This is a genomic window from Ruegeria sp. YKSD163, assembly GCF_059612905.1.
On record NZ_JBXWRM010000007.1, the window covers coordinates 15578 to 34201 of the forward strand.

Sequence of the window (18624 nt, forward strand, 5' to 3'; positions counted from 1 at the left end):
CCTGATCCGAAATCGGGTAATTGACTATTTCAGTCAGATTAACTGAATCGCGAGAGACCCCCATGCTCAAGACCACCACCGCCATCGCGCTTGCCTTGATCGCCACCTCGGCCGTTGCCGAGGGCGAACTGAACCTCTATTCGTCGCGCCACTATGACACCGACGAGCGGCTCTACTCCGATTTCGAAGACGCCACCGGAATCCGCATCAACCGGATCGAGGGCAAGGCGGACGAGCTGATCGCCCGCATGCAGGCGGAGGGCGCCAATTCGCCCGCCGATATTCTGCTGACCGTCGACACCTCACGTCTCGCCCGCGCCAAGGAGGCCGGTCTGCTGCAAGCCATCGACAGCGCGGTGCTCGAAGACCGCATTCCCGCAAACCTGCAGGACAACGACAACCAGTGGTTCGGTTTCTCGCAGCGCGCGCGGCTCTATTTTTACGACAAGGCCAGCGTGAGCACCCCGCCCGCCACCTATCTCGATCTGGCCGATCCCGCATACAAGGGGCAGGTCTGCATCCGCTCTTCCACCAACACCTATAACCAGACCCTACTGGCCTCGATCATCACCCATCACGGCGAAGATGTCGCGCGCGACTGGGCCGAGGGTGTGGTCGCCAACATGGCGCGCGAACCGCAGGGCGGCGATACCGACCAGCTGCGTGGCATTGTATCGGGCGAATGCGGGATCGCGGTGTCCAACTCCTATTACTTCGCCCGCGCCCTGCGCAGCGACGTCAAGGGGCTGAGCGCCGAGATCGACAAGATCGGCATCGCCTTCCCTTCGCAGGACGCCGAAGGCGCGCATATGAACCTGTCCGGCGGCGGCGTGGCCGCCCACGCACCCAACCGCGACAACGCGGTCAAGTTCCTGGAATATCTGGCCAGCGATCAGGCACAGGTCTATTTCTCGAACGGCAACGATGAATACCCCGCCGTCGCCGGAGTGGATCTGGCCGAGAACGTGGCCGCGCTGGGAGAGTTCAAGGCCGACGCGGTGAACCTGTCCGAGGTGGCCGCCAACATTCCGATGGCGCAGAAGATCTTCAACGAGGTTGGCTGGAAGTAAGCCAGCACACCCATAAGACAAAGGCGCGGGGCCCTCGCCCGCGCCTTTTTTCATGTCTGTGGGTCAGTACCGCTTACTTGCCCCGCCCGACCTGACGGCAGATCAGGATCACCGGCAACAACCCCATCGCCAGGATCACCAGCGACGGCACCGCCGCCCCCTCCAGCCGTTCGTCGCTGGCCAGGCGATAGGCCTGCACCGCCAGCGTGTCAAAATTGAAGGGGCGCATGATAAGCGTCGCGGGCAGCTCCTTCATCACATCGACAAAGACGATCAGCAGCGCCGTCAGCAAAGAGGGCGTCAGTATCGGCAGATGTATGCGCCTGAGCGTGCCCAGCGGCCCCTGCCCCAGAGACCGCGCGGCGGCATCCATATTCGCATGCACCATGCTCTGCCCGCCCTCATAGGCGCCAAGCGCCGCTGCCAGAAAGCGCACCATATAGGCCGCGATCAAGAGCCAGATAGAGCCGGTGATCAACAACCCCGTGGACAGGCCGAACTGGGCTCGCATCCATGCATCCAGCGCGTTGTCAAAGGCGGCAAAAGGCACGATCAGCCCGACCGCGATCACCCCGCCCGGCACCGCATATCCCAACCGCGCCAAATAGGCGGCACCGTCCGAGCGCCGACCCGGCCTGAGTCGCTGGAAGAAGCCGACGCAGATCGCTGCTGTCACCGTCACCACAGCCGCCGTACCCGCCAACGTCAGTGAGTTGCGAATAAACCCGACATAGCGACGCGACAGCAGGTTCTGCTCCGATTCCAGCCCCATTTGCACCAGGATCACCACCGGCAGGAGAAAGCCCAGAACCACCGGCACCGCGCATAGGCTAAAGGCGGCAAATGCGCGCCACCCCGTCAGGTCGCCCGCCGGCAGCGCCGCATGCCGGCGCCCGGACTGGTAGTAGCGCGCCTTGCCGCGCTGGGTACGCTCGGTCACAGCCAGCAGCAGTGCAAAGCCCAGCAGACACAGCGCCAGCTGCGCCGCCGCCGCCCGGTCAGCCATCGAGAACCAGCTTGTATAGATGCCAGTGGCAAAGGTCTGCACACCAAAATAGGCCACCGTGCCGAAATCGGCGATGGTCTCCATCACTGCCAGCAGAACCCCGCCCGCGATCGCGGGCCGCGCCATCGGCAGCGACACCCGCCAGAAGGCCGCCCATGGCCCGGTCCCCAGCGCCCGCGCCGCCAGAAAGGCACTTGCGCTTTGTTGCAGGAAGGCCGCCCGCGCCAGCAGGTAGACATAAGGGTAAAGCACCAGGATCAGCATCACCGCCGCGCCTTCGGTCGAACGGATCTCGGGGAACCAGTAGTCGCGCGGCCCCCAGCCCGTCACCTGACGCAGGGTCGTCTGCACCACGCCCGGATGATCCAGCACGAAGGTATACGCATAGGCCAGCACATAGGCGGGAAAGGCCAGCGGCAGCACCAGCGCGATTTCCAGCAAACGGACGCCGGGAAAGCGAGTCATCGTCACCAGCCAGGCCGCGCCGACCCCCACGGCAAAGGTCCCGGCGGCCACCAGAGCGACCAGCAGCAAGGTTGTCGCCGCATAACCCGGCAACACGGTCTCGAGCAGATGGCTCAGCGTTTCGGTGCCGCCGGTCAACGCCGCCAGCGCCACCGCCACCATGGGCAACAGGCAAGCCGTGGCAATGGCATAGGCCAGTCCGCCCAGCAGGCGGGTGCCCGAAGACAGACGGCGGCGGGAGCCATGGGCGGCATATCGGGTTTCGGCCATCGCGGGTCCTGGCGGGTATTGCGGTTCTACCGCTCCTTAATCGACCAGTTTAGTCGGAAATACCAGTGCCAGACGGGATATTCCCTGTCCCCACACTCCTGCAAACAGGGTGCGAAACGACGCGGCCCCGCGCGGATCGCTCAGCGCGGGGCCAATGGTCTCTGTCAGGCGGCATCAGTCGTAGCGGCGCTGATCCTCGATCACCAGACCGTCCTTGGGCAGGCTGCCCGGAGCCACGACCTCGATCGCACCCTTGAGCTTGAGCACTTCGGCGACCGAGCGGGCATAGGCCGCATCATCGCCCCCGCTGCTTTCGATCTGCACCGTCATCGCATCCATCTCGCCCACGCGGGTGGCGATCACCCGCGCCTTGACGATCTCGGCGTGTTTGTCGACCAGGGCCGCCACCTGTTCAGGACGCACGAACATGCCCTTGATCTTGGTAGTCTGGTCGGCACGTCCCATCCAGCCCTTGATCCGCATATTGGTGCGGCCGCAGGGCGAATGACCCGGCAGGACGGCGGACATGTCACCGGTGGCAAAGCGGATGAGCGGGTAATCGGGGTTGAGGGAGGTCACCACCACCTCGCCCACCTCGCCCGGCGCCACCGGCGTGCCAGTGCCAGGGGTGACGATTTCGACGATCACATGCTCGTCGACGATCATCCCCTCCATCGCCGCGCTTTCATAGGCGATATTACCCAGGTCGGCGGTGGCATAACATTGCAGGCACGAGATGCCACGATCAGCATATTCCTTGCGCAGCGAAGGGAACAGCGCCCCGCCCCCTACTGCCGCCCTGGTAAAGCTGAGCGTAACACCCATCTCCTCGGCCTTGTCGAGAATGACCTTGAGGTAATCGGGCGTACCGGCATAGGCTGTGCAGCCGATATCGCGCGCGGCGGTCACCTGCAATTCGGTCTGGCCTGTACCGGCGGGAAGCACGGCCGCACCGACCGCCCGAGCGCCGTTTTCAAAGATCATGCCAGCGGGTGTCAGGTGATAGCCAAAGCAGTTCTGCACGATATCGCCCTGCCCGATACCGGCGGCATGCAGGAAACGCCCCATGCGCCACCAGTCGTGATCGGTGCCGCCCGGCTCGTAAATCGGGCCGGGAGACTGGAACACATGGGCAAATCCGTGCGCCGGCTTGACGGTGAAACCGCCAAATGGGGGGTGCTCGCTCTGCGCCCGGCTCAACTCCGACTTGCGCAGCACCGGCAACGCCGCCAGAGCCTGCAAATCCGTGATCGCGGCCGGGTCGACATCGGCCAGCAGCTGCGCAAATCCATGAGCGGATTTGGCGCGTGCGATCTGCTCGGGCAGGTCGCGCGCCAGATCAGCGGTGCGTTGGTCGTCCGAGCGTGTTTCAAGCGTGTCAAAATGGGTCATGGCATGATCCTTCATCAGCTCAGCCACCGCTTGCGACGACGGTACGAGCGCACGTCGCGGAAGCTCTTGCGGCCCTCATCGGACATGCCGAGATAGAATTCCTTGACGTCCGGATTCTCGCGCAGATCCTTGGCAGGGCCATCCATCACCACACGGCCCGATTCCAGGATATAGCCGTAATGGGCATAGCGCAGCGCCACGTTGGTGTTCTGTTCGGCCAACAGGAAAGACACGCCTTCCTTTTCGTTCAGGTCGCGCACGATCTCGAAGATCTCCTCGACCAGCTGCGGCGCCAGACCCATCGAGGGTTCGTCCAGCAGAATGGTCTCGGGCCGCGACATCAGCGCCCGCCCCATCGCCACCATCTGCTGCTCACCGCCCGAGGTATAGCCTGCCTGACTGCGGCGGCGCTCCTTGAGGCGGGGGAAATAGTTGTAGACCAGTTCGAGATCACGCTGAATGTTGGCGCCGCCATCCTTGCGGGTATAGGCGCCGGTCAGCAGGTTTTCCTCGACGGTCAGGTGTTCGAAACAATGACGGCCTTCCATCACCTGGATCACGCCCTTGGTCACCAGGGCGGCCGGGTCCTGTTCGTGAATGGTCTCGCCGCGGTACTTGATCGACCCTTTGGTCACCTCACCGCGTTCGGAATGCAGCAGGTTCGACACTGCCTTGAGCGTTGTCGTCTTGCCGGCGCCGTTACCACCCAGCAGCGCGGTTATCCCGCCCTTGGGCACGGTGAGGCTGACACCCTTGAGCACGAGGATCACGTGATTGTAGATCACCTCGATATTGTTGACCTCCAGCAGGGTTTCCACCTGCGTATCCGTGGTTGTTGCCGCATCCAGCATCCGCGCTTGTCCTCATTGGCCCCAGTTCGCCGGGGATGATCGGGGTGGGACGGCGGCTGACCGCCGTCCCGGGTTCGATGCGAGCCCGATTGTCGGGCCCGGTCACGCGCTTAGTTGCAGCGCGGCGAGATGTTGTTCTCGCTGGCGTAGGCGCTCGAGTCTTCCTCGATCAGTGCGCCGATGACGTCACCGTCGGTCGGTTTGAAGTCCGAGATCAGCGACCAGGTCTTGGAGGCCGCATCCCACTGGGTCACACCCACCAGGGCGTCGCCGCCGTGGTTGCTGCACGACACCGAGAAGGCAGGACCAAAGTTCGGCAGGCCCAGTTCGGCCATCTTCGCTTCGGTCATTTCCAGTGCTTCCATACCGTCGCGCATATCGGCGGCGGTGATATCGGCCTTGCCCGAAATCTCTTGTGCCTTCTTGGCAGCTTCAGCAGCCAACATGGCGGCATAGAGACCGCGGTTGTAGAGAACGGTACCAACCTGGTCACCGGCACCGGCGGCCTTGCCCGCGTCGATGACGTGCGTCTTCAGGTCGTCGAACAGCGGAAAGTCGGTTCCGACGTTGTGGAAGGTCAGCGCCTTGTAGCCGTTTGCCGCATCACCTGCGGGCAGCACGTCGTTCTCGGAGCCCGACCACCAGATGCCGATGAAGTTCTCCATCGGGAAGCGGATGTTGGCAGCTTCCTGCACCGCGACCTGGTTCATCACGCCCCAGCCCCACATCAGCACAAAGTCAGGCTTGTCGCGACGGATTTGCAGCCACTGCGATTTCTGCTCCTGACCCGGATGGTCGACCGGCAGGGTGCTCAGCTCGAAACCGTGCTTCTTGCTCAGCTCTTCCAGGGTGCGGATCGGTTCCTTGCCATAGGCAGAGTTGTGATAGACCAGGGCGATCTTCTTGCCCTTGATGTCGCCACCGTTGCTCTCCAGCAGATAGTTCACCGCACCCGAGGCACCATCCCAGTAGTTGGCGGGATAGTTGAAGACATGGCTGAACACGTTGCCGTTCTTGGCCGAGGTACGGCCATAACCCATCGAGTGGATCGCGATGCCGTCAGCGGTGGCTTTGGGGATCAGCTGATAGGTAATGCCGGTCGACAGCGGCTGATACACCAGGGCGCCCTGGCCCTTGGTGGATTCATAGCATTCGACACCCTTTTCGGTATTATAGCCGGTTTCGCATTCCAGCACGTTGGCCTTGACGCCGCCGATGCCGCCATCACGCTCGTTGAGCAGGGTGAAATAGTCGGCATAGCCGTCGGCAAACGGGATACCGCCCGCGGCATAGGGGCCAGTGCGATAGCTGAGCGACGGGAAAGTCAGGTCAGCCAGAGCCGGACCTGCGGCCATCAAGGCGCCCAGCGCCACGGTTGCCAGTTTCATTTTCATCGGGTTTTTCCTCCCTTGGTTTTGACCGATGGTGGTGTACGGGGCGATCCTACCGCCCCGTATCGGGATGCGCCTGCCCGCCTCAGTGCGGGAAGGGCCAGAGCCGCAGTTTCTCCTTGGCGACGCGCCACAGCTGCGCGAGGCCATGCGGCTCCATGATCAGGAATGCGACGATCAGCGCGCCGACGATCACCAGCTGAAGATGCGCCACGATATCGGTGGGCCAGCCCAGCATGTCTGCGCCGACAACCTTCAGGACCACCGGCAGCAGCACCAGAAAGGCCGCACCCGCGAATGAGCCGAAGATAGAACCAAGGCCGCCGATGATCACCATGAACAGTACCAGGAACGACTTCTGGATGCCAAAGGCCTCGCCTACCTCGACCGCGCCCAAGTAGAGCGCAAAGAAAAGCGCGCCCGAGATGCCGATGAAGAAGGAACTGACGGCAAAGGCGGTCATCTTGGCCTTGAGCGGGTTCACCCCGATGATCTCGGCAGCGATATCCATGTCGCGGATCGCCATCCAGGTCCGGCCCATGGTGCCACGGGTCAGGTTGCGGGCGATCAGGGCGCAGGCGGTCAGGAAGACCAGGCAGAACAGGTAGGTGGCCCAAGCCGGCGCATTGGGGCCGGTGATGATGATGCCGAACGTATCCCGCTCGGGCGCGTTAATCTGACCCGAGGCCGAGTAGTTGTAGAACCACGGCACGCGGTTGAACAGCCAGACCAGAAAGAACTGCGCCGCCAGCGTGGCCACCGCCAGATAGAACCCCTTGATCCGCAGACTGGGCAGGCCGAACAGCACCCCTACCGCCGCGGTGATGCCGCCGGCCAGGATCACATGAACGAACATGCTTACCTCGGGAAAGGCGGTCATCAGCTTGTAGCAGGCATAGGCGCCCACGGCCATGAACCCGCCGGTCCCCAGGCTGACCTGGCCGCAATAGCCCACCAGGATATTCAACCCGATTGCGGCGATCGCATAGATCAGAAAGGGAATCAGCAGCGCGTTTGCCCAGTAGTCGTTGATCACGAACGGGATGATCCCGAAGGCGATCGCCAGCACGACATAATACCGATAGCGGTCGAACTTGATCGGAAAGGTCTGGCTGTCGGCCTGGTAGGAGGTTTTGAAATCTCCGGCTTCACGGTAGAACATCGCTTACATGCCCCCTTCGGACTGCGCGCGGTTGCGGGCCGCGGCATCGAGTTGATTTGTCTTTTTTGCATAACCGCTCGCTTCGGCGGCCCGGACCAGCCGCAGATACGCGACGATCCCCATGATGAACCCGGCAAAGGCCAGGAGGCTGGCGATGATCAGCTGGCGATCGCTCAGGTCCTGCGCGGTCAGGGCGATATAGCCAAAGGCCCAGAAGCCCGACCAGGCGACGACATTTACGATGGCGATCAGCTTGTTCATCTTTCCTCCCCTTTGCGAAGGTTCCGGGCGGGCGGGTCTCGTTGCGCGGTACGCGCAACGGGGTCGCCCACCGGAAGCCTCAGACCCTTTCGATGATCTTCTCTCCGAACAGGCCCTGCGGCCGGAACACGAGGAAGATCAGCGCCAGAACATAGGCGAACCAGTTCTCGGTGGCGCCGCCCACCAGCGGGCCGATCGCGAACTCGAACAGTTTTTCACCCACACCGATGATCAGCCCGCCGACGATGGCGCCGGGGATCGAGGTGAAGCCGCCCAGCATCAGCACCGGCAGCGCCTTGAGCGCAATGAGCGACAGCGAGAACTGCACGCCCGACTTGGTGCCCCACATGATGCCCGCGACCAGCGCCACGAAGCCGGCAACCGACCAGACCAGAACCCAGATGAAGTTCAGCGAGATGCCGACGCTCAGCGCCGCCTGGTGGTCGTCGGCCACCGCGCGCATTGCCCGACCCTGCTTGGTATACTGGCTGAAGGCCACCAGCGCCGCCACCAGAAGCGCCGCGATAACGGTCGCCACGATATCCAGATTGTCGATGAAGAAGCCGTAGCCGAAGATGCCATAGGTGGTGTCATCGATCCACACGTTCAGGCCCTGCGGCAGACCCACATCCAGCGTCTTGATCTCCGAGCCCCACATCAGGTCGGCTACGCCTTCGAGGAAATAGGCAAGCCCGATGGTGGCCATGAACAGGATGATCGGCTCTTGCCCGACCAGGTGGCGCATCACGAACTGCTGCACCGCCCAGGCCAGCAGGACCATCACGCCCATCGTCAGGATGATCGCCAGGAAGCCGGGCACGTTCCAACCGAAATGGGTGATATGCCCGCCAAAGATGGCGTTGATCAGATGCGAGAATGGCACCTGTCCGTTCATGATGCCCACCAAGGTCATGGCCGCGAACAGCGCCATCACGCCCTGAGCATAATTGAAGATGCCCGAGGCCTTGTAGATCAGAACGAAACCCAGCGCGACCAGCGCATAGAGCACGCCCGCCATCAGGCCGTTCAGAATCACCTCGATCGCGAAAATCAGTTGGTCAGACATGTCCCGTGCCCCCGGTTTCCATCGTGTCGTTCAAGCGAAGATCAGTCATGGGCCACCCCCAGATAGGCGTCGATGACCTCCTGGTTGTTGCGCACCTCTTCAGGCGTGCCGTCACCGATCTTCTTGCCGTAATCCATCACCACCACCCGGTCGCTCAGGTCCATGACCACGCCCATGTCGTGTTCGATCAGGGCGATGGTGGTGCCGAACTCGTCATTCACGTCGAGGATGAAGCGGCTCATATCCTCTTTCTCTTCGACGTTCATGCCGGCCATCGGCTCGTCCAGCAGCAGCAGCTTCGGCTCGGCCGCCAGCGCGCGGGCCAATTCGACCCGCTTTTTCAGACCATAGGGCAGGCGCGAGACCGGGGTCTTGCGGATATGCTGGATTTCGAGGAAGTCGATGATTTTTTCCACCGCCTCGCGGTTCTGGGTTTCCTCGCGCTCGGCCTTGCCGCGCCAGAGCGCCTGGCTCAGCAGACCCGCTTTCATATAGTTCAGCCGCCCGGTCATGACGTTATCCAGAACGCTCATGCCCTCGAAGAGCGCAATGTTCTGAAAGGTGCGCGCGATGCCCTGGCGGGCGACCTCATAGGGGCGCATCGCCGGACGGCGCGATCCGTGAAACCAGACCTCGCCCTCCTGCGGCACATAAAAGCCCGAGATCACGTTCAGCATCGAGGACTTTCCGGCGCCGTTCGGGCCGATGATCGCGCGGATCTCGCCCTCGCGAATGTCGAAGCTGATATCCTTGATGGCCACCACACCGCCGAACCGCAGGGTGATGTTCTTCATCTCCATCACCACGCCGCCAATCTTGCGGCCGTCCGCGGTGGTGTATCCTTCGGATGCGTCAAGCATCGGTGTCTCCCTTGTCTTTCAGCAGTGCCCCGGCTGACGGGACGGTGGGCGGGGCGATGCGCCCAAAGGGCGCGAGCGACGTCCCGCCGGACCTCATTCCGCCGCCACCTGCTGCGGGGCGGTCGGCATGACCTTGGCGTCGCAGATCGTCAGCGTCGCCTTGATCGCGCCCTTGCGCCCGTCCTCATAGGTCACCTCGGTCACGGTCGAGACCTTTTCGGACCCGTCATAGAGCGCCGCGATGATATCGGCGAACTTCTCCTCGACGATACGGCGGCGCACCTTGCGGGTGCGGGTCATCTCGCCGTCATCGGCATCCAGTTCCTTGTGCAGCACGACAAAGCGATGCACCTGGCAACCCGACAGCATCGGGTCCTCGGCCACCGAAGCGTTCACCGTCTCCACATGCGAGCGGATTGTTTCCAGCACCTTGGGATGACCCGCCAGTTCTTGATAGCTGGCATAGGCGATGTTGTTGCGTTCGGCCCAGTTACCCACCGCCGTCAGGTCGATGTTGATGAAGGCGACGCAGCGGTCCTTGCCATTGCCGAACAGCACAGCCTCCAGAATGTCGGGATAGAACTTCAGTTTGTTCTCGACATATTTGGGGGCGAACATGCTGCCATCGGCCATCTTGCCCACGTCCTTGGCGCGATCGATGATGCGCAGGTGGCCCGAGCCTTCCTCGAAGAACCCGGCATCTCCGGTGGCGACCCAGCCCTCGGCATCCTTGGTCGAGGCCGTGCTTTCGGGGTTCTTGTAATACTCCACAAAAGTGCCCGGCGAGCGATAGAAGATCTCGCCATTCTCGGCGATCTTGATCTCCACATCGGGGGCCGGAACGCCAACGGTGTCGGCGCGCACCTGGCCATCGGGCTGCACGGTTATGAACACGGTGGCCTCGGTCTGGCCGTAGAGCTGTTTCAGGTTGATGCCCAGCGAGCGGTAGAAATCGAAGATCTCGGGGCCGATCGCCTCACCCGCAGTGTATCCCACACGTACTTTGCCCAGGCCCAGCGTATCCTTGAGCGGACCGTAAACCAGCGCATTGCCGATCGCGTATTTCAGACGGTCACCGGCGCTGACCGGTTCACCATCCAGGATCTTGCCGCCCACCTTCTTGGCATGCGCCATGTAGCGGTGGAACATGTTCCGCTTGAGCGGGCTTGCATCCTCCATCCGGATCATCACGTTGGTCAACTGTGTCTCGAACACGCGCGGCGGGGCAAAGAAATAGGTCGGCCCGATCTCGCGCAGGTCGGTCATCATCGTATCCGCGCTTTCGGGGCAGTTCACGCAGAAGCCGCACCAATAGGCCTGGCCGATCGAAAAGATGAAATCGCCCACCCAGGCCATCGGCAGATAGGAGAGGATGTTCTCGTCCTTGGTCAGATTGTCGAACTTGGCCGAGTTCTTGGCGCTTTCGATCACGTTGCGGTTCGACAGCACCACGCCCTTGGGCTTGCCCGTCGTGCCCGAGGTATAGAGCATCACGCAGGTATCGTCATAGGTGATCTCGGCAATCCGCCGGTCAAGCTCGGCATCGAACCGGTAGTGCCCGGCACGCCCCTCGGCCATCAGGTCTTCGAGCGCGTTCATCTGGCTGTGGTCGTATTTCCGCATGCCGCGCTTGTCGGTGTAAAGGATGTGCTGGACCTGGTGCACGGTCTCCTGGATTTCGATGACCTTGTCGACCTGCTCCTGATCGCCACAGACAACGAACTTGGCGCCGCAATGCTCCATCACATAGGCCATCTCTTCGGCCACCGCGTCCTGATAGAGCGGCACCGGCACGGCGCCCACCATCTGGGCGGCCACCATCGACCAGTAATGCGCGGGACGGTTGCGACCAATCACGGCGACATGATCGCCCTTTGCCACACCCAGCTCCAGAAATCCCAGCGCCAGTGCGCGGATCTCAGCGGCGGTTTCGGCCCAGGTCCAGCACTGCCAGATGCCGAATTCCTTTTCCCGATAGGCGGGCCGGTCCCCGTATTGGGTTGCGTTGCGGTTAAGCAGCGCCGGAAGGGACTGAAGCCCCTCTGCGCCAGACTGCGTCTGAGCCAATCTCTTTCTCCCTCCCGTTGCCGGCCCGCTCCTTCGGGCCGGACATCATCGCCTGCGGATACCGACCAGACGATTCTGCCCCATCAGGGACAGGCGTATTGATCGGGGCCAATATTTTCGTGATGTTTTCGCAATTCTTACGAATTGTAACAGGTCTCTCCCTGCGTCATTTCACCCGACCCCGCGCAGGCACGAAACCCTCACCCCTCTTGCGCCGGAACGTCAGGCTGGCGTTTTGCCGCTGCCACGAGACGGACAAGAACCTTTTCCCCCTGTCACGCCGGTGCTAGCCATGGCGCCAAGGGGGATATCAGCCATGGACAGGAACGATCAGTGGATCAAGGCCATGACCAGTGCCGGTCTGAACCTGATCGCTCAGGGCCTGTCGATCTATGACAACAACCTGCGCCTCGCCGTCAGCAATCGGCGCTTTCAGGAAATGTTTCACCTGCCCGACCGGCTGATCCGACCCGGCGCCAGGTTCGACGACACCATCCGCTATATCGCCGAGCGGGGCGATTACGGTCCGGTCGACGATATCGATGCACTGGTCCGCAGCCGGGTCGAACAGGCGCTGGCCTTTGTCCCGCACTATTTTGAACGGGTCCGTGCGAATGGTCAGGTCATCTCGATCGAGGGGGCACCGCTGCCGCAGGGGGGATGGGTCACCGTCTATACCGACATCACCCGTACCAAGCGGATCGAGGAATTGCTGCGCGCCCGCTCCGAGGAACTCTCGGGCCAGCTGCTGGCCCATGCCGAGGAGCTGGGCGCCACCAACCGCAAGCTGGCCGCGACCATCAGCGCGCTGGAAGAGGCGCAGCGCCAGCTGACCGAGATCGAGGCGCGCACCCGCCTGACCACCGAGATGATGCCGGCCCATATCGCCCATGTGGATCGCGATGGCCATTATACCTATTCGAACCGACGGTTGAGCGCGGTGATGCCGGGGCGTCCCTCGGACATTCTGGGCCTGCATATCTCCGACGCTCTGGGTCCGGATGCCTTTGCCAAGATCGACCCGCACCTACAGGCGGCATATGCCGGTGAAAGCCCGGTCTTCGAGTTCAACGAAGCCCATGATTCCCGCCGTATCCGAGTTGCCTTTACCCCCGACGGGGCGGGCGGCGTCTATATCCTGTCGATGGATGTGACCTCGGAAACCCAGGCGCGCGTCGCCCTGCAACAGTCACGCCGGCGCGCGATGGCGGCGCAGATGACCAGCGGGCTGGCGCATGATTTCTCGAACCTTCTGACCATCATTCTTGGCATGATGTCGAAGATGGAAAAGATGGACCTGCCCGAAGAGGCGGTCGAACTGGTCTCGGCCACACAGGCCACCGCCCAGCGAGGTGGACGCCTGCTGAACCGGATCGCCGACATGACCGGCAACCGCACCCTGCGCCCGCGCGCCACCGACATGCACGGGCTGCTTGAGGATCTCAAGCTGCTGGCCACCCCCAGCCTGCCGCGCGGCATCGGGTTGAGCGTGCTGGACCACACGCCCGACGAGGCGCTGATGCTCGATGCCGGCATGTTGCAGGATGCGCTGCTGAACCTTGTGCTTAACGCGCGCGATGCCTGTGGTGCCAATGGCCAGATCACCATCAGCGCCCATGCCATTTCGCGCATCTGGATCGAGATCGCGGTGACCGATACCGGGCCGGGCTTCTCGAAAGAGGCGCTGGAAAAAGCCCTGAACCCGTTCTTTACCACCAAGGGCAGCGAGGGGTCGGGTCTGGGCCTGCCCATGGTCTATGACATGGTCAAGCTGGCGGGAGGCGACATGCGCATCGCCAACACCCCTACCGGCGCCGCCATAACCCTGCGCCTGCCCTATCGTGCGGCACCACAGGTACAGGGCGGTCTGGCGCTGCTGGTCGAGGATAACGAAGACCTGCGCGCCACCTTTCGCGACATGCTGGTCGAACTGGGGTACTCGGTGATCGAGGCCACCTCGGCCGACGAGGCCAGTGCGCTGGCCGCCGATATTGAGGATATCGCGCTGGTGCTGTCGGACATCAAGCTGGAAGGGGACGCAACCGGCATCGACCTGCTGAAACGATTGCCCAAATCGCTGCCCTGTATCCTGATGACCTCGCTGCCGCTGTCCGATCCGCTGCACCGCGAGGCATTGACGCGCGGCCCGGTGCTGCGCAAGCCCTTTACCCGCGCGCAACTGGCCGCGCTGCTGCGACCCGAGGAGGGATCATGACCGCCCCGCTCGTCACCATTCTGGACGATGAACCCGAGATCCGCCTGATCCTGACCGAGGCGCTGGCCGAGGCCGGGTTCCGCACCCAGAGCTTTTCGCGCGCCCGCGAGTTCGAGGCCTCGCTGAAGCGCGTGACGCCGGATGTCTGCCTGGTGGACCTGTCGCTGCCCGATACCGACGGGCTGGCCCTGGTGCACCGGCTGGCGCTGGAACAGGGGGCGGCGGTGATCATCATCTCGGGCCGGGCACAGGTGCAGGACCGGGTTACCGGGCTGGAGTTGGGCGCCGACGACTATATCACCAAACCCTTTGACCCCGCCGAGGTGGTGGCCCGTATCCGCGCCCGCCTGCGCGACGGCCAACGCGGGCCGGTTTCGGGGGGTGGTGACACCGCCGAGTTCAACGGCTGGACCGCACATTTCGACCGCTACGCGCTGGAAGACGACACCGGCGCTGAAACTCCCTTTTCCCATGCCGAAGGCGAGGTTCTGAGGCTGTTCCTGGAAAGCCCAAAGCGTCTGATCAGCCGGGCCCAGATGCAAGAGGCATTGGGCGGTGGTGCCGGCGACAGCTTTGACCGGGCCATGGATGTACGCATCTCGCGCCTGCGTACAAAGCTGCGCGAAGACCCCAAGAACCCGCGCCTGATCAAGACGATCTATGGGGCAGGTTACATTTTTCTGGGCGATGTCAGCTGGCGCTAGGCTAGAGGCCCCGGATCACAGAGTTGACCTATACGGCCCGCCAGCGATAGACTCCTTAACGGATGCGCGGACTCATAGAGCGGCGGCAGCATTGACCGTCGTAGACTTGGCGCAACGGGGGGCTGATATGCATTCCTATCTCGAAATCCGCAAGCGCATGCTGTTCAAGGCAGTACGCCGCTATACCCTTGCCGACATGGCCTGGCGGCAGAGCCTGGAACAGGCCGCGACCCTGGTGCCAGGCGCCATGGGGCGGAGCCATTTGATGATCGGAAATCCGGGCTCTCGCGTGCGGCGTCTTTTTGACGAACGGGACCGGGCGATACAGCGCCTGGCAGCGGCGCAGGCCAAGCTGCACGAGGCACGCGCCCGTATCGGCGGTCAGCAAGCCGAAGCGCATATCCTGTTGATCGCCCGCCACTGAAGTCGCCGCGCGGCTCCGGAGCGGCGACATCATCGGGTGCTGCCCCTGTCAGGCCACGAAAATAGGCCTTTTCGCCTTGAACCAGGGTACCAATAGCTCGCGAAAGGCCCGTGGTTTGGCCGCCCGCCAGACGTCGCGATGCGCCACCACCCAGATATCGGCGTAGGGCTGCGGCGGCAGCAGCGGCACCTGCACCAATCCCGGCGTGGCCCGGCCCAGAAACATCGGCATCCGCACCGCGCCCAGCCCCGCCTGCGCGGCGCCAACCATGGCCGCCATATCGTCGAAAACCAGACGCAGCCGGGTGTTCGGAAAGTGCTCCAGCACCACCTGCGGCACGCGCGGATTCTGCTCGTAGGCGATCCAGTCCACCATCGTTGCCGGATCCGCGGCCAGCCGTTCGGCAAGCTCTGGCGCAGCGAAACTTGCCGCGTGCTGTGAACAGAGCCTGAGACCGGTCAGCGTATCGCCCGGACTGCGGCTGATACGGATGGCCAGATCGGCCTCGCGCCGGGTCAGGTCAAGCAGGTCGTTGGTGGCCCTGAGCCGGATCTGGACCTGCGGATGCGTTTTGGCGAAGCGCGCCATGACCGGTGCGACATGCGGCCCGACCAGAAGTTGCGGCGCGGTGATCACCAATTCTCCGCTCAGGCTCTGGTCGCGGCCTTGCAGGCGGCGCAGAAGATCGTCCTGACGCGCCTCCATACCGGCGGCGTGTTCAGCGACCAGCCGACCGGCATCGGTGGCGCGGTACCCGTCGGCCAAACGCTCGAACAAGACCTCGCCCAGCGCCGCCTCGGCCCGCAGAATCCGCCGCGACACGGTGGTATAGTTGAGGTCGAGTTCCGCCGCCGCGGCAGCAAGTGTGCCACCGCGCACCACAGCCAGTACCGTTTTCAGATCGTCCCAGTCGATTTGCATGACGTGCATTTATGCATGTTACCGATGCATTACCACGCGTTTTTGCCACGCATCCGCGTGATTACGCTCTTTCCATCGCAACCGAGAAGGAGACCCAGATGATATACGCTGTTTTCAAGGCCACCATAACCAACCCCGACGCCCTGGCCACTTATCGCGCGCAGGCCGGTGCCGCCCTGGCCCGTCATGGTGGCAAGGTTGAGACCGCAACACCCGCCGCAACTGCGCTGGACGGAGCGCCCGACATCCCCGACGTAGTCGCACTTCTCAGCTTCCCGGACGCCGCAGCCGCGCGCGCCTGGATCGACGACCCGGACTTGGCCGAGCTGCACGGCCTGCGCCGCAGCGCAGGCCACAGCGAAATCCTGCTCTTGGGTTAGGGCCGCGCGTTCAGCTGACGGATCGCCGAGGCCAGCCGCTCTGCCACCTTGCGGCTGGTCTTGCGCGACGGGTGGATCAGGTCGGGTGCGAAATAGGTCAACCCGCCCGGCGGCACGATATCCTGCATCGAAATGTAGAACACGCCCTCGTCGGTTTCGGCAAAACGGGCGATCCGCGCTTCCAGCTCGTCACCGTCGTTCTTGCAATGTTCAATCGGGGTCAGCAGATTGGGGCTGCGCAGATAGCCCGGATAGATCACCCGCGCCCCTTCGGCCCTTATGTGACGGATCAGGTCGGGGATCTGGCCGCTCTCGCCATCTTCCGAGATCAGCCGGTTCATCACCGTGCCGCACCGGCCACATCCGCAGCCGAACAACAGATCGTTGCCGCCGCCATTGACCACCACCCAGTCCCAGTTTCCAGGCTCGTATTGATAGGGCACGTTCAGCCCGCGCCCCTCGTCGCCCTCGTCACGGGTGAGCATCCAGGCACCGCTGAAGGACCGGTCCACTACCGGCTGCCCCAGTTCTTTTGCCATCACATCCGGGATCGAGCTGCCCAATGCCGAGTTCCACGACAACAGCGAATCGCCGATCGCCAGGATGCGCGCATCCTGATTGCGGCTCACCGAGTCCTGGCAGGCCGCCAGAACCCCGGCAAAAGTGACAAGGAACAAAAGCGTGCGTAACATCCCGTCTCAACCCTCAGAACAATTCGAGTCAAATTTTCCCTCCGTAAAGTGACGGAAGAACCGGGCAGAAACATGGCACGAGGTGGATTTTCTGATGTGTTAACCCAGCGCGCGCACCGCGTGGTCCAGAACCCGCAATCCGGCAACCAGGTCCCGCTCGTCGGTATCTTCGGCAAAGTCATGGCTGATCCCGCCAATAGACGGCACGAACAGCATCGCCACCGGCATCAGGCGCGACACGTTGGTGGCATCGTGCAGCGCGCCAGAGGGCATGCGCCGCCAACGGCCAGGTGCCACCGCGTCGGCACCCTGTTCCAGCGCGGCCCGCAAGGCCGGATCCATCGCCACCGGCTCCAGCCCCAGCAGCGGACCAAAGCTCAGCGCCATGCCACGCGCCTCCGCCACCTCCTGCGCCGTGGCGCGAATGATCTCCTCCATCCTCGCCAGCCGGTCCGTGTCGCCATCGCGCCACTGCATCGAAAACCGCGCCCGCCCCGGCACGATGGACGAGGCATTGGGATGCAGGCTGACATGACCGATGGTCCAGACAGTGCGCGGGGTGACTACGTTGCGGAACCGATCATTTAGGCGAGCATTGAACTCACCCAGCGCCTGGAACGCATCGCGGCGCAGATGCATCGGCGTGGTTCCAGCATGGTTCTGCTGGCCCTCGAATGTCATCTTCATATCACGGATACCGACGATGTCGCAGACAACCCCGATCTGTTCCCCTTCGGTATCCAGGGTCGGCCCCTGTTCGATATGCAGCTCGACAAAACCCGTAAACCGCGCCGGGTCGACAAAATCACCCACCAGATCCGCCATTGCCGCCCGCGCGTTGGCAAAAGACTCGCCTGCGTGATCGCTCAGCCCATCCGCCTCGGCCAGAGGCAGATGCCCCGACCAGATGGCCGAGCCGGTGGTGACCCCGAATCGCCCTTCCTCGTCCTGGAAACTGACCACGGAAACCGGGCGGTCGCTGCTGCGCGCGATCTCCAGCGCCGCGATCACCCCCAGCGCACCGTCCAGCCAGCCGCCCTCGGGCTGGCTGTCGGAGTGTGACCCCATCAGCAGCGACGGCCCCGCTGCCAGGCCAAAGAGATTGCCGACCGGGTCAAAGCGCACCTGCAACCCCGCCTCTTCCATCCGGCCCGCCAGCCAGCGGCGCGCCTTGATATCCGCCTCGGAATAGGCCGGCCGCACCACGCCCTTGCCCACGCCCGCCGCGCCAAAACTGCGCAGCGTGTGCAAATCCTCCAGAAACCGCTCCGCGTTCACCGTCATCGCATATCCTCCCGCCCCTTCATTTCGCTGAAAATACTCCCGCCGGAGGCATCCGCAACCAGCCACACGCGCCGACGCCCGGTAAATTCGCGCAGTCGGCACCAAACCCCTCTGGCCCCCGGCCCGATCCTTGCCTAAGAGTC

At 63.2% G+C, this 18624-nt stretch carries 17 protein-coding genes; 5 read left to right on the top strand and 12 right to left on the bottom strand.

Annotated elements, in window-relative coordinates; genetic code table 11:
• Positions 1-62: 62 nt before the first annotated feature.
• Positions 63-1070 (top strand): Fe(3+) ABC transporter substrate-binding protein, encoded by a 1008-nt coding sequence (locus AC2FNA_RS10890; protein ID WP_496826416.1) that lies wholly within the window; start codon positions 63-65, stop codon positions 1068-1070.
• 73 nt (positions 1071-1143) lie between these two features.
• Here the strand turns inward: AC2FNA_RS10890 and AC2FNA_RS10895 are convergent, their stop codons facing one another.
• The 9 genes from AC2FNA_RS10895 to AC2FNA_RS10935 all read right to left on the bottom strand — a co-directional run bounded on the left by AC2FNA_RS10895 (position 1144) and on the right by AC2FNA_RS10935 (position 11861).
• Complete coding sequence (locus AC2FNA_RS10895) at positions 1144-2811, bottom strand: ABC transporter permease (protein WP_496826418.1); 1668 nt, start codon at positions 2809-2811, stop codon at positions 1144-1146.
• Between the two features lie 174 nt (positions 2812-2985).
• Positions 2986-4203 carry a phenylacetate--CoA ligase family protein gene (locus AC2FNA_RS10900; protein WP_496826420.1) on the bottom strand — a complete coding sequence of 406 codons (1218 nt, stop codon included), beginning with the start codon at positions 4201-4203 and terminating at the stop codon, positions 2986-2988.
• A gap of 14 nt (positions 4204-4217) precedes the next feature.
• Entirely contained in the window at positions 4218-5054 is an 837-nt protein-coding gene (locus AC2FNA_RS10905; protein ID WP_234138717.1) for an ABC transporter ATP-binding protein, read from the bottom strand.
• 110 nt (positions 5055-5164) lie between these two features.
• A complete protein-coding gene (locus tag AC2FNA_RS10910; protein ID WP_496826422.1) occupies positions 5165-6448 on the bottom strand; it encodes an ABC transporter substrate-binding protein in 1284 nt (427 codons plus the stop codon).
• 82 nt (positions 6449-6530) lie between these two features.
• Entirely contained in the window at positions 6531-7607 is a 1077-nt protein-coding gene (locus AC2FNA_RS10915) for a branched-chain amino acid ABC transporter permease (RefSeq protein WP_496826424.1), read from the bottom strand.
• A gap of 3 nt (positions 7608-7610) precedes the next feature.
• Positions 7611-7868, bottom strand: a complete 258-nt coding sequence (locus AC2FNA_RS10920) for a hypothetical protein (protein ID WP_496826426.1) — start codon at positions 7866-7868, stop codon at positions 7611-7613.
• Between the two features lie 79 nt (positions 7869-7947).
• Positions 7948-8934 carry a branched-chain amino acid ABC transporter permease gene (locus AC2FNA_RS10925; protein WP_496826428.1) on the bottom strand — a complete coding sequence of 329 codons (987 nt, stop codon included), beginning with the start codon at positions 8932-8934 and terminating at the stop codon, positions 7948-7950.
• Between the two features lie 41 nt (positions 8935-8975).
• Entirely contained in the window at positions 8976-9794 is an 819-nt protein-coding gene (locus tag AC2FNA_RS10930) for an ABC transporter ATP-binding protein (RefSeq protein ID WP_496826430.1), read from the bottom strand.
• Between the two features lie 93 nt (positions 9795-9887).
• Positions 9888-11861 (bottom strand): AMP-binding protein, encoded by a 1974-nt coding sequence (locus AC2FNA_RS10935; protein WP_496826432.1) that lies wholly within the window; start codon positions 11859-11861, stop codon positions 9888-9890.
• 316 nt (positions 11862-12177) lie between these two features.
• Here AC2FNA_RS10935 and AC2FNA_RS10940 point away from each other — a divergent pair, with 316 nt between their 5' ends.
• The 3 genes from AC2FNA_RS10940 (at position 12178) to AC2FNA_RS10950 (ending at position 15204) form a co-directional block, all read left to right on the top strand.
• A complete protein-coding gene (locus AC2FNA_RS10940) occupies positions 12178-14076 on the top strand; it encodes a hybrid sensor histidine kinase/response regulator (RefSeq protein ID WP_496826434.1) in 1899 nt (632 codons plus the stop codon).
• Positions 14073-14780, top strand: a complete 708-nt coding sequence (locus AC2FNA_RS10945) for a response regulator transcription factor (protein ID WP_234216345.1) — start codon at positions 14073-14075, stop codon at positions 14778-14780. Before AC2FNA_RS10940 ends, AC2FNA_RS10945 begins: the two co-directional genes overlap by 4 nt.
• Before the next feature lie 127 nt (positions 14781-14907).
• A complete protein-coding gene (locus AC2FNA_RS10950) occupies positions 14908-15204 on the top strand; it encodes a hypothetical protein (RefSeq protein WP_496826437.1) in 297 nt (98 codons plus the stop codon).
• Between the two features lie 48 nt (positions 15205-15252).
• Here the strand turns inward: AC2FNA_RS10950 and AC2FNA_RS10955 are convergent, their stop codons facing one another.
• Positions 15253-16125 carry a LysR family transcriptional regulator gene (locus tag AC2FNA_RS10955; protein WP_496826439.1) on the bottom strand — a complete coding sequence of 291 codons (873 nt, stop codon included), beginning with the start codon at positions 16123-16125 and terminating at the stop codon, positions 15253-15255.
• A gap of 98 nt (positions 16126-16223) precedes the next feature.
• Here AC2FNA_RS10955 and AC2FNA_RS10960 point away from each other — a divergent pair, with 98 nt between their 5' ends.
• Entirely contained in the window at positions 16224-16505 is a 282-nt protein-coding gene (locus AC2FNA_RS10960; RefSeq protein WP_496826441.1) for a DUF1330 domain-containing protein, read from the top strand.
• On the opposite strand, the gene AC2FNA_RS10965 is transcribed toward AC2FNA_RS10960, so the two are convergent.
• The gene (locus tag AC2FNA_RS10965) at positions 16502-17197 is read right to left on the bottom strand and encodes an SGNH/GDSL hydrolase family protein (RefSeq protein ID WP_496826443.1); all 696 of its coding nucleotides are present in this window, start codon (positions 17195-17197) and stop codon (positions 16502-16504) included. The genes AC2FNA_RS10960 and AC2FNA_RS10965 overlap by 4 nt on opposite strands.
• A gap of 99 nt (positions 17198-17296) precedes the next feature.
• On the bottom strand, positions 17297-18481 hold the full coding sequence (locus AC2FNA_RS10970) for a Zn-dependent hydrolase (RefSeq protein WP_496826445.1): 1185 nt from the start codon (positions 18479-18481) through the stop codon (positions 17297-17299).
• Positions 18482-18624 lie beyond the last annotated feature (143 nt).